Source organism: Rhizobium sophorae (genome assembly GCF_013087515.1).
Classification (GTDB): domain Bacteria; phylum Pseudomonadota; class Alphaproteobacteria; order Rhizobiales; family Rhizobiaceae; genus Rhizobium; species Rhizobium sophorae.
Genome location: NZ_JABFCN010000052.1, coordinates 19582 through 36869, shown reverse-complemented (window position 1 = coordinate 36869; position 17288 = coordinate 19582). Strand labels below are relative to the sequence as shown.

The following is a 17288-nucleotide window of genomic DNA, read 5'->3' as shown; positions in this document are numbered from 1 at the left end:
CCCTGCCGGAAAAGATCAATCGGATACTGAGACGTCAATCCAGCGGCCAGCCCCCTGGCTGCCGTAGATATCCACATCAATCCAGACATTCCCGCGAACGATCATGTTGGCGGCGTCCCTCGTCATTGTGCCGTTGCGAAGCATCTGTTCAAGCGCTTGGCGGTTGACCGGATCTGCAAAGAACGAATCCGTCTCGTCGTCGCGGTCGCGTACACCGTATTGATGGAAATTTGCTCGGTCTTGCCGAATGATCTGCCACGGCTGCGCCAGCCTTGCGCCGTTTGAGTTAAACAGGTCCGCCTCACCGATATAGGCTCGGTAGCTTTCGACCAAGCCATTCCGACGGGTTGCAGTGACCCTCGCCTGAGCGTGCGCGGTTCCGCTCATGGACGCTACGCCAAATAGTATCAACAAAAGTTTTTGCATGATGCCCTCTTTCGAGGACGTTCGTACTCAGAGTTGTAAGAATTGACTAGACGAAAAAGCGCACCTGGTTAACACCGACGCTGAGGGCCGCCTGAACCAAGAGCTTAGCGCACCCTCGTCGGGCATAGCTCCTTGAACTGGTCGATTGCCACGGGATAGCCGCTGGCCATGCTCCCATCGAGCGGCTCATTGGTATCCGGGTCGATCACCACAAAGTCATTTCCAATGCCAGCGTCGGTAGCGGTATTTCTTCCGAAGAAAACGTATGTTTGCCCTGTAATCGTCGTGAAGCGTCCGGTCTTGCAGTCGCCTGTGAACTTGTTTTGAAGATCGACGGCCAGCTCGTCTTGGATGCACTGATCCGTTACCTTCAGAACGTAGTCACGGCAAAACGCAACTGCGTCTTCGCGGCGGTGTTCGATCTGGATGACGGCCCGGGGCGTATCAATGCCTGAACGAGACACCACTGAAACCTGCATCCCGGCGCGACTGCCGTAGTAAACCTTATCTTTCCGATCACCGTCGACCGGCTCACCCAGGATGATTGACTTGTAAGCACCTACGGCCTTTGTCATCGTCAACTTCAAGCAATCTATATCCGCGCCACACGCCCGCCGTTCTGCCAACAAGGACCGCGACAATGGTTTGACGACCGCTGGCGCCTGTCTGCGAGCCTCCCTGAAGCCCGCTGCCATCGCGTCATCCAGGCCCGAAAGCTCATCGTTGGAGCAAATCGCATGCTCGTCGGCACTGGACGCCTTTCGGCAATCGAAGCTAGCCGCGGAAGCCGGGGGTGCTTGAGATGCGGCGGCCAAGATCAAACCGACAAGAACCAACGCTGAGACATTCAAGAGTAGCCCGAATGCACATCTATTCGGCGAAAAGAAAACTTTAGCCATTGTCATCATTGATCTCGCCTCAGATGGAACTTGCCGTCGAATGTGTGCTCCGGAAACGGCATCCGGCAAGCAAGTTTGACGGAGTCTCGCCCATGCCACTGCTAAAGGCCATAACGATTGCGCTCATCATCGGTGAAATCGCGGACGCTCCGTTGAACGGCAAGTTCATGAAGCTGAGCATCTGTAAGCGGCTCGCCGTCGAGAAGAAAGTGGACTTCGTTTGGCTCAGGCCCCTCTGATGTTCCAAGCGAACCATCCTTGCCCCCAAGGTTAGCTTGCTCGCCGCCATCTGTCGCATGCCAAACATTTACGAAGTTGTCTTCACCACCTGACGCGATCTCGTCTCCGTTAGGACTCCATACGACGCTCATCGCCTGCCGGTGATCTGTCGGAATGATTGTGCTCGAATAAATCGTTGAGTATCGAACGGGGTGCCAAATGCGCAGTTTTCCATCTGCACTCGCGGTCGCAACGGCAATGTCATCAAACAAGGCGATGTCGTAGACCGCCCCCGTGTGACCGGCTAACATAGCCTCCTCACTCGGAGTGCCCTTCGATGTCTCCGGAAAGTCGAGATAGGGCACACTCCATATTCTCGCAGTATGGTCATAACCTGAAGTGGCTATGACCGTCGGGTTAAGCGGGTCCCATTGAACACGAAGTACGCCCTCCGGCTCAGTCATACTGATGTTAACTGATCCATGACCTTGTCGGCCCACCTCGACCGAATGCTCAGCTCCAATTGGCCAGAATACTACGCCATGACCACCCCCAATTCCGATGGCGCGGCACCTGGGGCTCCAGCTGACACTGTTCACGCTGCCAAATAAGGGATCGGAAAACTTTAGAGGTGGCGCATCCGGCTTACTTAGATCCCAGATAAAAACCGTGTCGCGCCCGTCGGTCGTCGCCACCTGGTCCTTAACCGTGCACCATGAGACATCGGACCGGATCACCGTCAAAACCATATTGCCGGTGGGAAAGAGGGAGACATCATTCGTAGTCAGGTTCCAGATACGCAATACGCGGCTAGAATCCGCGATGGCAAGTCGCGAACTCTCTTTATCATTCGGAGCGAAGGCCAAGCGGTGCACGTTGCGCCCGATAGAAAGCGCAGGCCCATATTGTTGAGTGTTGCGGTTCCACGTCGTCACATTCCCGCGCCGCTCTCCGCCCGCCGCAATGATGCCATCCCTGCTCCAGGCCAGGCCACGAATGTGGCTGTCGTCCACTCGGAACCGAGCTCGCAACCGACTCTTACGAATGGTGTTTTCTAGAGCTGCGCGGGCTGCCTCTTTGTTGATACCCAGGTATCTGGAGCTTGTTTCGAACGCCCTACGGGCCAGGAGGAGACTGAGCTGGGGATCTAGCTGAAGGCTGTCGTGGCTGTTCGCTATAAGTTCTGAAACCCGTTGCTGAACAAGATAGCCGAATCCGCAGGTCCCAAGCAAAACGGTGGCTGCAATAGCCGTTGCGACGTAGCGATTACGCCGCCGTGATCGCGCTTGATCACGCTGGATAAGAGTGTCAAGTGGACAATTAAGTAGTGCAGCAACGAGCCTTAATAGGGGTAAATGCGCCCATCTTCGGCGAAACATGCCCCCTACCTCTGCAACGTTAGCGGCAAGAGGCATCTCCGTACTTGAATCGAAATTTCCGAGGGCCAGAGGAAACGATGTCGTATGATCTCCTTCAATCAAGAACAGCAGAACATTCGAGCGGCGTCCTAATTCGATAAAATACTCAACTTCCTTCTCGACCCAGAGACGACCTCTGATACGCGGCGAGCAAATGACAACAAGAAACTCTGACTCCCTCAGTGCCTCTCTAATTCGTTCGCTCAGATTTGGTGTGGCTTCGAGTTCTTCTGCATCGCGAAAGATCCGCCCAATCCGTCCCCTTACTCCCGTCGCGACCAGGGCCTTGGGCGTGCGATAGGTTTCAAGGCAACGATGTAGCCAACGTGCCCACGATGCATCCTTCGTGTCTTGCCGGTAACTGATGAACGCCGCAAATCGGTAGGTTTGGTCCATGTCATTCCCCCGAGGCGAAGGCATTGAGAATGCCCGCCATTCATTTTTCCGCTAGGCGGAATATTGAATCGCTGGGCGCTCATATTAGTGAGTTCCAGCTTCAGCAAGCAAGTTCATAAGATCGATAAGGGCCTGGCACTGGTGCTACCTAGCGGGCCTTTTCGTAATCGTCGACAACTGTTCAACAGTCGGCGGGTGATCATTCAGTGTCCAGTCATTTCGACGTTGCCGCGATCACGGAAGAGGGTCGGCTGCATCGCGCTATCCGACGGCATCGGCCAAACATCGAGAAAGCCTGGATCGGGGAAAGCAATGATACCGTCCGACTGCCATGCGCCGACCACATAATCGACGGGACTGAAGACCGCGGCGGTCTGGTCGGGCGATTGGATGGAAAATGCCTGGCCTGCCGGTGGCGAAGGGATTGCCAAGCCATGTGGAAGGCCGACCGTTTCATCGGCAAATTTCACCGAGCCTGAATGCACGTTGTGCCCGACTTGGTAACCGGCCTCTCTCAAGGCGTCGGGAAAGTCGGGATGCCCAATCAAATCGCCATCGAAAACGATCCCAAGCCGCTTCCATGAGCGCGTGAAACTTCCTCGTTCAAATATCAGCCGATCTTCAAGCTCGGTCGACGGTATTTCCTCCGTACTCCAGCTGTTTCCAAGCGGAGAACAAGAAGGCCACTTGAACTTGTCTGCGGCCTCGGCGTAACCGATGAGATTGTTGCGGTGCTCGAACCCAGAAATCCGCTTCTTTTTGACGATCGGGGCTCGGAGCAGCCAAGTGTTATTGAAGATGTAGTGCGGCCCGTCAGCCTGGTGCTGCTCCGGCAGTTTGAAAAGGGCGCCGCTTGCATGTGTGTCGCCGTGAGGGCCTGGGAGATGGAAGTTCCAGCCGAGGTTTCCATACACGTAGAAGTGCCCGGACTGCTGCATCTCGAAGGAGAACGGTACGTAGCAATCGACAAACTTGTTTCGTCGTATGGTCCAGTTCCAGGCAAAGTCCTCGGGTTCCACCGCATTGTCCCGGACACGAACGAACCAGTTATCTTCGATGATGACGTTGCGGGGGTAGTTCGCTTTGGTCGAAACCGATGCCTGATTGAAGAAATGCACGCCGTTGAAGGCGTCCACGATAATGTTATTGCGGATTATGACATAGCCAGCGATCGTCCAGGCACGGAAGAAGTCCCCGTCGTATGCACGCGCGTCCGTTTCGACGGCAATTGGACCATCCTCGCCTCCGGCACCGTGGACCGCTTTCCAAGGAATCTGGCTCCACAGCTTACAATCCGATGGCGGCAGGTCCGACCGCGTATGTCCTTCAACTCGGATCGAGCGAACATCGGCAGTGCCGTGGCTTTCAAGATCTTGAACCCAATCGCAATTTTCGATCAGCAGGTGACGGGTGTATGGCCCCGCCGCACCGATTGCGAAGGTCCCTCCCCTGAAGCTCACACGTCGGATGAAAATGTGCTGGCAATTGTCGAGATAGATCGCGGTGGGTCAGCAATTCTCGAAATACAGATCCTCGATGATGACCCATTGGCAGTCCCTCAGAACCAACGCCGCGTCATCAGCAAGGAAGTAGACGCCTGGAAACGATCCAGCCTTTTGATGTGCGGCCGCCAGCTTGTTGGCTTTGCCCTGATAACCCTCAAAATCAAGATCGGACCCGATTTTTGCTTTAGGCCCGCGAATGGTAACTGGCTTGGATTGAGAACCACGTTTGCCATTGATGGTGATTGGGTCATGGAAGCGACCTTTATTCAGATGAATTTTGCTACCTGGCTCTAGTCGAGCGATAGCTTTATCAATACCGCTCGGTCCAGTCCTCATCCCAACACTCGACCCTTTCCCTTGGGCGCTTACCAGCAGGCACGATGTGGCCGCAATGGCGACTATTACTTGAAAGCTTCGTTCAACACATTGGCCAGCCTGTATCCTGCCAACGAGATTTGTGCCTCCGCGACTTTGCGGGCATTCGTTTCATACTCTCTGCTCAACGTAACTGGCTGCTGAGGATCAAGGGCAACCGGTGCTGCGTAAGCGAATTGAAGCGCCAGGTCATGACTTTCTTCCAGCCACTGCCCGGGATCAACTTCCTTCGCGAACGCATCTCCCGGTGCCGGGATCCTATCAGTTCTATTGTCCGCGATTGCACCCAGCGGCGTCGAGTATCCGCCAAACATACTATCCCAGTAGAAGTGCAGCTTTGTCTCCTTACCGTCCGCGGGAACTACGGCAATCTCATTTCCACCTCGGTCGCCGAGGTCGGGCTTGTTTCGGTCCATCCACATCATATGAAGGGCCTTGTTGAAATAGGCTGTGCTATGCAGTGGTTGGTGAACATCTCCCACAAGGTGAATTAGCCAACTAAGATCGCACGATCTGATACCATCATCTTTGCCTGCGCTCTTGGGCAGGGCAGCCAAGAACAGTTTGATCTGGGTTTCCGCATTCACTGGGTCCTGTGTTGGCCAAGTTGACCCATCCGTCGAGAACGGAATGTCTTTGTAATGCCAATATTCGTGGACGAGCTTGTCTGAATACCCGATATTCCGCGCAGCGTCTGGTCCGGTGGCAGTGTCGTTGTCGCGGGTGTAGTCCTTGTAGGTCTTGATATCGTCCGCCCAGACCGATGCCCTGATGAACGCATATTGGTCGACGTCACCTGGTGTCCCATCCGGTTTGGCGGGCACTGCGGCCGCCCATTCGCTGTATTTCGGGTTGAGCTTCAAGAGCCGTGAAGCCTCGGCTTTCGCCTGTGGGGAAAGTTGTTCGTAGGCGATTGCCGCCACTCTCATGTGCCCTGCATCCCACCAAGCATATGAGGTAGTTGAGAAAAGCATTGAGACCGCCAAGGCTGCAGTAGTCGCGAATTTGCGCATGATGCTCATCCCTCACCGTTGCTGATAACGGCCATCTTGCCACGCTTGTATTGCAGGTTAAAGTAGTATTCCGACGGTTTTTCCGTGATAGTACCTTTAGAAATTCAATTTCCTCTTGCGGAGGGTTTGGCCCCGATGGGAATCCACCAGAATACTGTGAAGGATTTCGATGTTTTCTTGAGCTTCAATTCCGTCGGACGAAATGACGCTCGTGAATTGAGAAATGCTTTGCACAGCCGAGGCTTATCGGTTTGGTTCGATGAGGAGCAGATTCAACCTGGCATGCAATGGCAGCCGCGCATCGAAGAGGGCATCAGCCGCTGCGGAAGTGTCGTCGTGGCGCTAGGGGATTTCGACATGGGGCCAGTTCAAAGGCAAGAGGTTGAGCTGGCACTTATCGCTTCTCGGCGATTGTCGCGGCCGGTAATACCGTGCCTGTTGCCAGGTTATAAAGCACCCGATTACCCTACTTTTCTTGACACGCTCTCTCAGGTGGATTTTCGTAGTGGCTACACCTCGCCTGAGGTGGACAGGCTTGTATGGGGTGTCAAAGGGGAACGTCCTACCAACTTCCCTGAGGCGACTTCCGACTCTTTGACACCGACCAAATGGTTACTGGTTGCCGGTTCTGGGAGCGATCCCTTGCCAAGCAGTCTCGTATCCCTCAGTCGCGAACTTGGCCGCGAGCTCGCGAGTAGCGGATGGGGTCTAGTCACGGGCGGCTGGCGGGGGATTGATCATCTCATCGCTTTATCATTCTCAGAGCAAATTCGGTCTTCAAACATCAGTCTTTCCAGTAGGCTTATACAGATTATGCCTGAAGGGTCGCGCCCGCATTTCCCTGCGGGTCGTTTGGTGAATTTAGGGACCGAAAATGATGCTTGGCGACACTCGGTAGAACGAGCCGATGCGATTATTCTGGTGGGAGGTCTGGGCGGAACCTATCAAACCGGCACGCTCGGTCTGGAGATTGGCAAGGGCGTATTTTCACTTCCAAACACGCGAGAAGCAAACAAAAGCCACGCAGACGCTTTCAACTTTTACTATGATGTCCTTAAATGCTGGAGCGCAACTCCCCTCGCCAGTGTACTGAGGATAGACGAGTATGAGGAACTGGCGGGGCCTGCATCAACGACGGTCTCGACGTTGATTGATTTATTGAGATCTTATTTTGAGCGATTGCGCTGCGACGGTGCGGCTTGAGCTGTGTCCCGGCCTTCTCGGAAGACAACGCGAAGCCAACCGCAAATGGCAGGTCTGAGACGCCCAACAATCAAATGCTCAAAGCCTGCCGAAGGAAAACAAGACAGATCGCATTCCGATTGCCTAGCAGAAGTTGAGGCCAACGCTAGGCACCCTAAACAATTCGTCATCAAGGCGATGGCGGCCTCTGAAGGCAGCTCATTCTGACATGAGCTGTAGGCCCGCTGCGTCGGCGCGGCGCCGCTTCCCCCCTTCACGCATTCCGCTGCATTCTTGGTCGTGTGTTAGCGATATTCCACTTTGACTTCGCCAGCGTTTCTTCGATCTTTTGGTGCAGGACCTGCGGGTTGTCCGCCAGAACTTGCCATAGGGTCCAGCTGGCGTATCCGGCGTCAATATTGTCCTGCAAACGAGCGGGCTTCCAGGTCCCGGTTCCCTCCCATTTAATGGTCGGAAGACCGATACCAACGATGCCCATTTGCTGATCAAGCGATGCATGAATTTCCCAATCGACATAGCGGCGGTTCGGGGTCTCAGCGCCGCAAAGGACGATGGTGCATGAGCTTCCGTGAAGATGGGTCTCTCGAATTCGCCTCATAATGTATTCGAAGTTTGAGCTGTCGACAGCCCGCTCTAGAGAATTGTCGGTGATCGTCTCGTAGCCGTCATGGAAAAACTTCGAGAAGCTGTCGTAGTAGGGCTGATCGTTGTGGTGATGATAGCTGACGAAGACCCTTCGGCGGACTGGCGGATACGAAAAGAAGCTCACTGCACGAACCTTTTGGGGCCTTCGTTCTCTGGGCCGGTTGCCGCCGAACGATTTTGGATACGACAATAGATCAATCGCATATTCGACTGATCTCACATGAACTTTGTCCCCTCACTGGCCGTTTCTGGCAAGGCCGCCGGTCAGTTTTTCACACCTGAATCGGTTGCCAGATCGCTAGTGCAATGGGTTGTTCGCAGCCCTGGCGACGGTCTCATTGATCCATCCTGCGGCGACGGTGCCCTGCTCACTCACCATCCTCAGTCTCGTGGCATCGAGCAGGATCCTTACTCAGCATGGGTCGCCCGCGAGCGGGTACCGTCTGCAGCGATTGATTGCACTGATTTCTTCACCTGGGCCGCCGGTACGAGCGAGCGCTTCGATTGCGCGGCAGGCAATCCGCCATTCATCCGCTACCAAAGCTTCAAGGGGCTGTCGAAGAACGCGGCCGCTGCGATATGTCGGGCCGTTGGAGTTAGGCTGAGCGGCCTTACCTCAACTTGGCCCGCTTTCCTCATAGCAACGGCGTCACTGCTGAAACCGGATGGGCGCATGGCCTTCGTTGTACCGGCGGAGATTGGTCACGCACCGTACGCTAAAGAGTTGCTCGAGTATCTTCTCAGCGCCTTTTCGACTGTCCACGTTATCGCGATCCGCGAGAAATTGTTTCCTCAGCTGTCCCAAGACTGCTGGCTTCTCTACTGCGATGGCAGAGGCGGAATGACGCTGGATGTTTGTTTTTCGAGGGTCGATCACTTCGAACCCTTCCCGGAGCCGCCGATCCCAGACGAAGTCGTGCGTTGGTCGAGGTTGATCCTCGACTGGCGCGGTCGTCTTCGTCCACTGCTGATCCCAACGGACGCCCGCGAACGCTACCTGAGCATCAGCACCGATTCCAAGGCGATCAAATTTGGTGACTTCGCCAAGATCGGCATCGGATACGTTTCTGGTGACAATGAGTTCTTCCACCTCTCTCCGTCGCAGGCCCGCCTCCATAAGATACCGACAGAGTACCTTGTGACGACAGTCAGGCGAGGCCGGTCACTGCAATCCAATGTGGTCGATCAGCACCTGGTAGAGCGATGGCAAGCGGCTGACGAACCTTGCCTTCTCCTCAATTTGCCGCCCACCGGCGGACTGCCGGAGACCGTTTCCCGCTACCTCGGGACCGATCAAGGCAATGAAGCCAGCAAACGCTACAAATGTCGGGTGCGGCTCCCTTGGTATTCGGTGCCTGGTGTTTCGCGACCGGACTACTTTCTGCAGTACATGTCGGGCACCGATGTTCGGCTCGCGCGAAACGATGCCGGGGCGGTTTGTACGAATAGTGTCCACGCCGTCCACCTTCGCGATGCTCAAAAAGCGAGGAACGCGCTCTCAAGTTGGGGATCTGACTACACGAAGCTCAGCTGCGAACTGGAGGGACACCCATTGGGCGGCGGAATGTTGAAGTTGGAACCTAGCGAGGCAGGCCGGATCAGCTTCATCGGCGAAGGCCTCGTTCCGCCTCCGATCTTCGCCGAGGCGCTTTCGTTACTGCGCCGCTGGCGCCATCAGCGTTGACGACCCATTAAGCCCGGTAGTCTGGGAGCTCATTTTCGTAGGGCAGCCAAGAGATCGGAAAACGCGGCATTATTCGCCTTCTCGCATTCACGCTTTTCGTTCGGGTCCCGAGTCAGAAGCAGGCCATCAACCATCCTTCTGGCGTTTTCAGACAGCGCCCAATTCATTGGAACAGCGTATTCGCACAAATCGACCGCCAGAACAGCCGACGGGACATTGCTTCCGGCCCTCCTTGGGGGCGCTCTGTAGAGCAATGCCTTTAGCCTTTCGCCGTGAGCGCTCCTGCTACGGTAGAGCCCGACCAACGGTCCCACGAGATCGGGTGCGACAGAGGAAGCGCCTTTCTGGCCCGGGCATCCGGATTTTACAGCCTTTCCCCGACATCCAATAGGAAGCGAAGGCCGCGCCACTTGTCCGCCGGTGTCCGGTTCAAAGGGCGGATTGATGCCGTCATTTGTGATCAGCAAGAAGATGGGCTGGATGTCATCATTAGCTGCGATACCGCCAGGCCCGAGCATACTCTCGGCAAGTTCACGGACAGCTTCAACACCTGCCGCGTCGAAATACCCTCCATCCACGATATGGATCGCAGCGATTTTCTGCGGCGTTTTGGGCTCCACGAGGGTGCCCCCAGGGCTCACGTACGGGAACCGCGCTCCATTCAGAATAGCCGTTGAAAGTCGGACATCATGACCCGTGAGCGAATGGAAATCCCAGGCGTCAATTGAATCGCCGAAATCAACACTGCTGGTAATGATGGGTCTGCCGTCCTCGACCATGGCGCCCCCGATCAGCCAAACCGGAACAAGATTGGGAGTATCTCTCCATAACTCCATGAAATTCTCTGAAAGTCGCGACTTGTGATCACACGGTAGTTTATCGCTGCAATGATCGGCCCAGCCGTCTTCCCAACCAACTTCGAGCGCAGTTGCTCGGTCAGGGAAAACTGAAAAGGGAAAGAAGCGCTGCAAAAGGTCCGGGAAGAGCATGCCCGCGAGAGCCGGACTGAGATAATCTTGTCCGACGAACTTCGATACCGCTTCTCGAAGATCGAGCGATCCGTTTGCTATTGCCTTCTGCGCTTGTGCATCCTTCACTGTAGCAATGAACCCTGCCACCCCCAAGCTTCCGCCAGAAATCGAGCTGACTGCAAAAATGTGCTTGGAGAACTCCCCGTGCGTCTCGGTCTCCAGTTGTGACATCACGGCTGCGGTCCAGTACCCAGCTCGCGATGCGCCGCCTTCGCTGGCGACGAAGATCATAGGGATAGGACCGGTGGCCCCTTCAAAGGGCTTCTTCCACGCGGCGTAGGCATCCTTCAGCTGCATTCGTGTAGGAGCCGGTCCGGTGAGACGCACTGCGTGGTTGTCTACCCAAAAGCTCACGACCACAGCAATGATCAATAGGGTTGCTATGACGCGGACGTGGAACCTGCTTCCAAGAAGCACGAGGCTCGTAATGACCGGGATTAGCAAAGCGCATGCTGTCAGAACTACGGCCGCGGGCCCGAAGAGCACCGGCAGCGTCACCGGGTCATACGTCAGGACCACCATAGCGACTGCGGCGTACCCAATCCCTAACCACAGGATGATCCGGCGTAACCAGTTCAAAGGGATGTCGATGGCAGCGGCACTCCGCCGGAAACCCGAGTTCGTAAGGTGGCCGATTGCTTTTCGCATAGCTCTGGTGAGATTGACGCGAAACCAGACGAAAATGAGAAATGCTGCTCCAAGAGCAGCAAGTACGATCGCCAACCAAGGGTTGGGAACATGCAGGTTTCGGAGGGCCATGATAAGCAAGACGAACGGCACCAGTCCGAGAAGCCTTGGCATCCATTCAAGATAAAGCGGATATGGCCAACTCGCTCGCGCTCCGAACTCTTCCTCTACTATCACCCGCGCCCAAAACCACGCTTGGAAGCCCAGAGCCGTAACCGCCAGACACAGCCAGAGCACTTGCCAACTGAAACCGTCGTGGTTGATCCCCACGTCCGTGACAGATCGGAGCAGGTCTTGACCTTGACTCATCCACGCAAGGATCGATCCAGATGCGCCTGTAATCGCCAAAATGGGAACGAAGCCCCGAGTCTTGAACAGGACATTCGTGATCTGTTGCAGATTCAACGCCCAGCTACTCATGTTCGCCCCTCAGCAAGCATAGAACTGCGGAAATATTACGGGGATTGCACTATCCAAAATGCATAACACAGAATAATACAACTTATAAGCGGCAGGCAGCAGCCCCCCGTCAAGATCAGCTTTACTCCAGAGGTCGAGGATTTTCGGCCTGACCTTCTGGCGCGGCCATGTGATGTTAATGGGACTACGCAGCCCTTCACCTAACCCTTCAGTGGGGTTGTTTCGATAACGAAACCTGGCCTGAACCGGCCGCCTGCTTCGTGTCGGTATCCCCTTGGATTGCATAGAACGCGCGTTTCACTCTCAACGTAATCGTGAAAGCGATGAATGTGTCCGTGAATCCAGAACGATGGCCTGCCCTCTGTGATCGTCGAAGATAGATTCGAGGCGAAGGCCGCATTCGAAATGTGACCGTCGAAGCGGGGGGCTAGTGACCGGACGGACGGGGCATGATGTGTCAGCACCACCGTCGTGCCGTCGAACGGCCTCGCCAGCTCGCGAGCAATGTAGGTTCGGCTCTCCCGATGACGAGAGATCATTTCGTTCGGCGTAATAAGACCACTCTCATCCCCCGCTCGCGTATCAGACCGATGGATTAACCGAAAATCGAGTAGGTACCGCATGCATTCTCGAACGGCCAAGTCGCGCCGGGCATGAACCGGCAAATCGCCGAAATCATGAGCTTCAATCTCGAAATCCGTCCAAAGCGTGGCGCCCACAATACGCAGGTCGCCGCGTTCGTACGTGGCATTCTCCAGAATGTGGACGTTGGTCCCGGCGGTCCATTTCCGGGCGTGTTCCAACGCCCGATCAATCGACGAACCATAATAGTCATGGTTCCCAAGGACAGCGACCACCGGCATGTGCGGCGCGATCTCTGCATGCAGGAAATCAATGGCACGTTCAATGTCGCCTGCGATATCGCCAGCGCAGATGCAGATGTCGGCCCGAGGAACGCTCAGCTGCCTGCGGTGAAGCAGATCTAGCGGTGACGAATGGATGTCGCTGATTACCCAGGCCTTCATCGCCGCACCTCCTTCTCAGCAGGTGCTCGCGTGCTACCGCGTGTTTCCAAAACCTCCTTTCCCGAAGGAGGGTTTGGGTTATTCGCAGAGATAGTTCCGCTGCTCGCCACCTCATTTCTCAATTCGTCTAAGCGTTTGGGCAAAACGTCCCCGATCTCCTCTAACTCTCTGGTCAGAGTCATTAGTAGTGGACGATGCGCGGCTACAATTGCTTCGGCGCGAGCCATTTCTTCACGCAGGATTCCTTCAACTCGGTCCATCAACCACGGTGCGCTCTGCGCTCCGAAGTCTTCCCAGCCCGCGCTTTTGCCAAAATGATGAAGGCGAGCGCCCATCCCAGCTTTAGTTTCCATCTGCAACGCGAGATCCGTGGCAATGGCCAGATCGCTGGTTGGTCCGATGCCGCACCCGTCGCTGTGACTTCCAAGGATCAGTCGCTCAGCAGCGACTCCCGCAAGTCGAAGGCAGATTTCATCGCGGTATCGTTGCTCATTGCGAATATGTACGGCCGGGAATTCGAAGCTCGCACCACCCGACGATTGGATTTCGATCCTCGGATTAATCTGATGAACTACCGCAACGCCAACGAATTGCCCGAGCCCTAAGGCATTCCCAACAAGGGCATGGCCTGCCTCGTGAACAGCAACGGCATGTCGATATTCACCCTCGATCCTGATGACGGGCGGGAGTTGCGAAATGAGATCGGCTAGGGTGATGGGTCGGTCTTCGCGTCTCGCCCGCTTCTTTGCATCCCGGACCATTCGTGCAAGGTCGGCTCCCGACATCCCTTCAGTCTGCGGACCGAGTAAGCTAAGGTCTGGAAAGTCCGGGTCTTCGAGCATTTGCGACAGAATAACGATGCGATCTGCCGAACTGGGCATTCCGATCTTGATGTGCCGATCCAGCCTGCCTGATCGGCGGATGGCGGTGTCAATCTTCTCTGGAAAGTTGGTGGCGCCGATTACGACGAGTCCGTCCCGGTTGGCCGATCCATCCAAGGCTTCCAGCAGAGCATTCACCACTTGGATGGAATATGATGCGTACTCCCCTCTAAAAGAGTTTCTGTCCCCAACAGAATCGAGTTCGTCGAGCAAGAGGATGCTAGGTGCCTTGTCGATGGCGCACGCGAATTCAGCCCGCATCGCCTTGAGAAGGTCGCCCAGATGACCCGTCGCCTGCCATTGTACGACCGAAGTCGCGACGAAATTGACACCGCAAGTCTCGGCAAGTGCCCGAGCGAAGATCGTCTTCCCCACGCCGGGCGGCCCACTGAGAAGGAGACCTCGGTCCACATCTGACCATTTCAGCTTCCCTGCCTGCCACGACTTGAGATCCTTGGCTAGTTGAAGCCCCCACTCCTTGGCAGCACCATATCCATGGAGGTTCTCAAGGCGCGGCGGCCTCTCCTCGATCGGTTTGCCTTCCGGCTCGATCGATGAGACCGAACTCAGACGCCGGATTGCATCAGCCGCCGAGCTATTTCGCCTGAGTGCAGCAAGCATAAGGTCTCGCGGGAATGCCAGGAGGCGGCTGGCCTGCTTGGCGGTGATGTTGAGCTTTAATACCGTTGCGCATGCCTCTCTTAGATCGTCCTCGTTGATGGGGTCCAGATCGATAAAGATATCGGCGGTGACAGAAATGACCGGCGGGAGGTTGCGGGTCTCCGAGATGACGATTGCTCGCTCGCGCGTTGAACACCTATCGTCGAATTCCGATTTCATCCGTTCTGGCTTGTCCGTCGCGCTGATGCACGCATAGCCAACGTGATCCCAGTCGTCTCGCTCGATCCCTTGATACAAATAGGCGATTGCGCACGCCTTGTAGTCAGCTGCGGGTTTTCTGTTGGGTGTCACCAGCACTACGATGCCCGAACCGCCCAAGTGGAATGCCCTGCATCCTGCGAGTGCCCGCTCGAAGGTTCGATAAAGTGTGTAATGATTGATGGACGAATTGATCTTCTCATTGGTGGTGCCAATAGGCATAGCTCATCCTCCGCTGCTCGCGGCAGCGTCAAAAGTTTCCAAGATTTTTCGGGGAATTAGTCGCGCTTACGGCGCACTATGGTCTCTGGCCCGATGAGCCGTTCATCGAGATCCATGGTGACGAACCGCTGCAGGACCATGGATGCCAAGCCCGCGACGGGCTTCGTTTCGCGGAACACGACAAGCGCTTCTGCAACGGTCAGGCTTGAGTATTCGTCCAGTGCGGCAAGCAGCCTGATACGGTCCGACAGAGCCGCTTCATGCCGCGCGTAGCGCAATAGGTCCTTTGCGTTCTTCAACCGGATACGTGGAAGCGCAGAAGCCGCGATCGCCTCGTACGGGAAACCAGCATCGATGGATTTTGCCTTTGCCCAGGGCGGTGCTTCGTCATCTCGGACGCCATCAATAGCAAACCGCAGATCAGCTCTTTCGACCATAAAATCCGGTTTGTAGACCTGACCATCTTTGGATAGCGAAAGGGACCGGCATGACCACGACAGAACTTCGTCGTCGACGTCCAGCAGGCACGCGATGTCTCGGGCCAACTGATCTCTGAACAGCACTGGTCCTACGCAACGGACGGTGCTGAGAGGATATAAAGTTCCTACGGCATTTGATTGCGCCACAGAGCGCGGAGAAGAGATGCTCATCATGAACCCTCGAATTAAACACATGAAAAGCCCGGATTCCGGGTCAGTTTCAGCGTGCTATTCGTATGGTTCTGGCGCTCTGGATCATGCGTGAACAGATACAGAACACCTGAGGCGTCGTCAACCGAAAAATTGCGCCGCCTATGACGCTGATGACGGAGCGCTAGCTGCACCCTTAAAGACGGATCACTTCCGATTCTGATGACTTGCGGCATAACGCTTGTGGCTCAATCATCGGCTTCAATGATCGAACCGGCTTCGCGTGTATCGAGACCAGCCGCTACGAGGTAGCATCCTTGACGGGAAGCGAGGGCGGGACGTCAATGTCCCTCTGGCTCACTGGCTCCTGCTACGCACTATGAAGGCCCATTCTGAGATACGATGCGGCCATTGTTTCGGCTCTCAAACATTTGCCGGTATTTCCGAGCAATGTTCGAATTGCCGAAAGATAGCACTCGGGATTGTTCGGCAGCGTGAACATTTTCCCACCTCTTCACGCGCACGATTGATGATTGTTGTTCGCATCCAAACAATCGAGCTTCGGTGCCTGGTCTCACGTAGATAATACTTCGAATTTCGAAATATCCGTGTTCGAAAGTTAGGCGATTACTGTCGGAAGTTAGGGGATTGCGTATATTAGCCACCTCGAGAAGTCAACGAATCCAACGTGTTGACCCCCTCCCGAAAACTCGGAATCTAATGAATCTTTGCCAGTTGAACCGCGGGCAAACAAACTGCGGAAATCACATCGACGCGATCTCGTCGATAACGTCAGCGGGTGGCCGTGTTGATGTTCTCACCCACAGCGCCCGAAACCTGCCCGGTCTGCTCTGGCGGCCAGTGAAAGCTGGGCTCGAACTCGAAGTCCGAACGGATTCATCGCTGTGCTGGCAAAACCAAGCCAAGGCTCAAGCGGTCACTATCAAACAACATAATTTCCGCTCATCCCGTAACCGTGGATTATTGGATGGGATAGCTGCGTTCGGAATCAAGAGCGGCAAGGGGACCACGCGAGTTCTTTAAGGCAGGAAGGGCGGTCGATCGGCCCTCCCTCACACAACGGCCGATTTCGGTTGGGATCAGGTTCTCACCGTAAATGCTACGTCAACCGTCGCCTTGATGCTGTTCGAGTACGGGCAAATGTGCGTCGCTTCAACGAGGTGCTGGGCTTCGGCCTCCGTAATGCCGGGCAAATAGACGTCCAGGGCCGCGGTGATAGCAAAACCACCCTCTGTGCGCGGCCCCTTGCCGATTGTAGCGGACACCATCGAGCCCTCTGGAACCTTCGTCTTCAGCTGCTGAGCGCCGACTCGAAGTGCGCCAAGAAAGCATTTAGAATAACCGAGTGCGAAAAGCTTTTCGGGGTTCGCTCCGTCGCCGCCCGGCCCGCCCAGTTCCCCCGGGATGACCAGATCGAATTCAATCGTGCCGTCGGCCAGAGCGGTGTGGCCATCGCGACCTCCGCCCGTTGCTGTTGCATTGGTTTTCTATTTTGCGTCAACGGTCATTAGTTATCCCCGTGTGTGGATGGCGAAGCCATGGTGGGCGCAAGCGGCCAAATCGCGGCATTGCAGTCCTTGCACTTCTGCGCCGATTTGCAATTCATACCCAGGTGCTATTGCCGCGACGGGCTGCCTCCCCAAGAGTCGACCGGATTGATAATTTTCGCCGAATAATAGTCAATTTCCACGAACATTGTTCGAGCCTCCG

At 55.6% G+C, this 17288-nt stretch carries 13 protein-coding genes and 1 pseudogene; 3 read left to right on the top strand and 11 right to left on the bottom strand.

All coding sequences use genetic code 11. The annotated features are described in order from the left end of the window. Nucleotides 1-15: 15 nt before the first annotated feature. The 4 genes from G9X64_RS29255 to G9X64_RS36785 all read right to left on the bottom strand — a co-directional run bounded on the left by G9X64_RS29255 (nt 16) and on the right by G9X64_RS36785 (nt 4494). On the bottom strand, nt 16-426 hold the full coding sequence (locus G9X64_RS29255) for a hypothetical protein (protein ID WP_171377920.1): 411 nt from the start codon (nt 424-426) through the stop codon (nt 16-18). A 104-nt stretch (nt 427-530) separates the two neighbouring features. Further along, nucleotides 531-1334 carry a lysozyme inhibitor LprI family protein gene (locus tag G9X64_RS36790; protein ID WP_246271058.1) on the bottom strand — a complete coding sequence of 268 codons (804 nt, stop codon included), beginning with the start codon at nt 1332-1334 and terminating at the stop codon, nt 531-533. A gap of 92 nt (nt 1335-1426) precedes the next feature. Continuing rightward, complete coding sequence (locus G9X64_RS29245; protein ID WP_171377919.1) at nt 1427-3358, bottom strand: toll/interleukin-1 receptor domain-containing protein; 1932 nt, start codon at nt 3356-3358, stop codon at nt 1427-1429. A 203-nt stretch (nt 3359-3561) separates the two neighbouring features. Further along, a complete protein-coding gene (locus tag G9X64_RS36785) occupies nt 3562-4494 on the bottom strand; it encodes a hypothetical protein (protein WP_246271056.1) in 933 nt (310 codons plus the stop codon). On the opposite strand from G9X64_RS36785, the gene G9X64_RS36780 reads away from it, so the two are divergent. Continuing rightward, complete coding sequence (locus G9X64_RS36780) at nt 4471-5157, top strand: hypothetical protein (protein ID WP_246271054.1); 687 nt, start codon at nt 4471-4473, stop codon at nt 5155-5157. The two genes, G9X64_RS36785 and G9X64_RS36780, sit on opposite strands and share 24 nt — an antisense overlap. Nucleotides 5158-5264: 107 nt before the next feature. Here the strand turns inward: G9X64_RS36780 and G9X64_RS29235 are convergent, their stop codons facing one another. Then, nucleotides 5265-6251 (bottom strand): S1/P1 nuclease, encoded by a 987-nt coding sequence (locus G9X64_RS29235; protein WP_171377918.1) that lies wholly within the window; start codon nt 6249-6251, stop codon nt 5265-5267. A gap of 135 nt (nt 6252-6386) precedes the next feature. Here G9X64_RS29235 and G9X64_RS29230 point away from each other — a divergent pair, with 135 nt between their 5' ends. After that, nucleotides 6387-7454 (top strand): TIR domain-containing protein, encoded by a 1068-nt coding sequence (locus G9X64_RS29230; RefSeq protein ID WP_171377917.1) that lies wholly within the window; start codon nt 6387-6389, stop codon nt 7452-7454. Between the two features lie 253 nt (nt 7455-7707). On the opposite strand, the gene G9X64_RS29225 is transcribed toward G9X64_RS29230, so the two are convergent. After that, a complete protein-coding gene (locus tag G9X64_RS29225) occupies nt 7708-8319 on the bottom strand; it encodes a TIR domain-containing protein (protein WP_312864179.1) in 612 nt (203 codons plus the stop codon). Between G9X64_RS29225 and G9X64_RS29220 the strand changes: the two genes are divergently transcribed. Beyond that, the gene (locus G9X64_RS29220) at nt 8320-9783 is read left to right on the top strand and encodes an N-6 DNA methylase (protein ID WP_171377916.1); all 1464 of its coding nucleotides are present in this window, start codon (nt 8320-8322) and stop codon (nt 9781-9783) included. Nucleotides 9784-9812: 29 nt separating this feature from the next. Here G9X64_RS29220 and G9X64_RS29215 read toward each other — a convergent pair whose 3' ends face one another. The 5 genes and pseudogenes from G9X64_RS29215 to G9X64_RS29195 form a co-directional block, all read right to left on the bottom strand. Next, a complete protein-coding gene (locus G9X64_RS29215; protein WP_171377915.1) occupies nt 9813-11921 on the bottom strand; it encodes a hypothetical protein in 2109 nt (702 codons plus the stop codon). 200 nt (nt 11922-12121) lie between these two features. Then, entirely contained in the window at nt 12122-12946 is an 825-nt protein-coding gene (locus G9X64_RS29210) for a metallophosphoesterase (protein ID WP_171377914.1), read from the bottom strand. Then, nucleotides 12943-14928 carry an AAA family ATPase gene (locus tag G9X64_RS29205; protein ID WP_171377913.1) on the bottom strand — a complete coding sequence of 662 codons (1986 nt, stop codon included), beginning with the start codon at nt 14926-14928 and terminating at the stop codon, nt 12943-12945. The genes G9X64_RS29210 and G9X64_RS29205 overlap by 4 nt, the downstream gene beginning before the upstream one ends. Nucleotides 14929-14984: 56 nt before the next feature. After that, nucleotides 14985-15581 (bottom strand): hypothetical protein, encoded by a 597-nt coding sequence (locus G9X64_RS29200; RefSeq protein WP_171377912.1) that lies wholly within the window; start codon nt 15579-15581, stop codon nt 14985-14987. 1076 nt (nt 15582-16657) lie between these two features. Next, a pseudogene (locus G9X64_RS29195) lies at nt 16658-17086 on the bottom strand (Ohr family peroxiredoxin). Nucleotides 17087-17288: the final 202 nt, after the last annotated feature.

Excerpts from the sequence above, each read along its gene's own strand:
- G9X64_RS36780 (WP_246271054.1), top strand. The coding sequence starts at position 4,471 with ATGCACGCCGTTGAAGGCGTCCACGATAATGTTATTGCGGATTATGAC.
- G9X64_RS29220 (WP_171377916.1), top strand. The coding sequence starts at position 8,320 with ATGAACTTTGTCCCCTCACTGGCCGTTTCTGGCAAGGCCGCCGGTCAG.
- G9X64_RS36790 (WP_246271058.1), bottom strand. The coding sequence starts at position 1,334 with ATGATGACAATGGCTAAAGTTTTCTTTTCGCCGAATAGATGTGCATTC.
- G9X64_RS29205 (WP_171377913.1), bottom strand. The coding sequence starts at position 14,928 with ATGCCTATTGGCACCACCAATGAGAAGATCAATTCGTCCATCAATCAT.
- G9X64_RS29210 (WP_171377914.1), bottom strand. The coding sequence starts at position 12,946 with ATGAAGGCCTGGGTAATCAGCGACATCCATTCGTCACCGCTAGATCTG.
- G9X64_RS29215 (WP_171377915.1), bottom strand. The coding sequence starts at position 11,921 with ATGAGTAGCTGGGCGTTGAATCTGCAACAGATCACGAATGTCCTGTTC.
- G9X64_RS29245 (WP_171377919.1), bottom strand. The coding sequence starts at position 3,358 with ATGGACCAAACCTACCGATTTGCGGCGTTCATCAGTTACCGGCAAGAC.
- G9X64_RS29235 (WP_171377918.1), bottom strand. The coding sequence starts at position 6,251 with ATGCGCAAATTCGCGACTACTGCAGCCTTGGCGGTCTCAATGCTTTTC.
- G9X64_RS29200 (WP_171377912.1), bottom strand. The coding sequence starts at position 15,581 with ATGATGAGCATCTCTTCTCCGCGCTCTGTGGCGCAATCAAATGCCGTA.
- G9X64_RS29255 (WP_171377920.1), bottom strand. The coding sequence starts at position 426 with ATGCAAAAACTTTTGTTGATACTATTTGGCGTAGCGTCCATGAGCGGA.
- G9X64_RS29230 (WP_171377917.1), top strand. The coding sequence starts at position 6,387 with ATGGGAATCCACCAGAATACTGTGAAGGATTTCGATGTTTTCTTGAGC.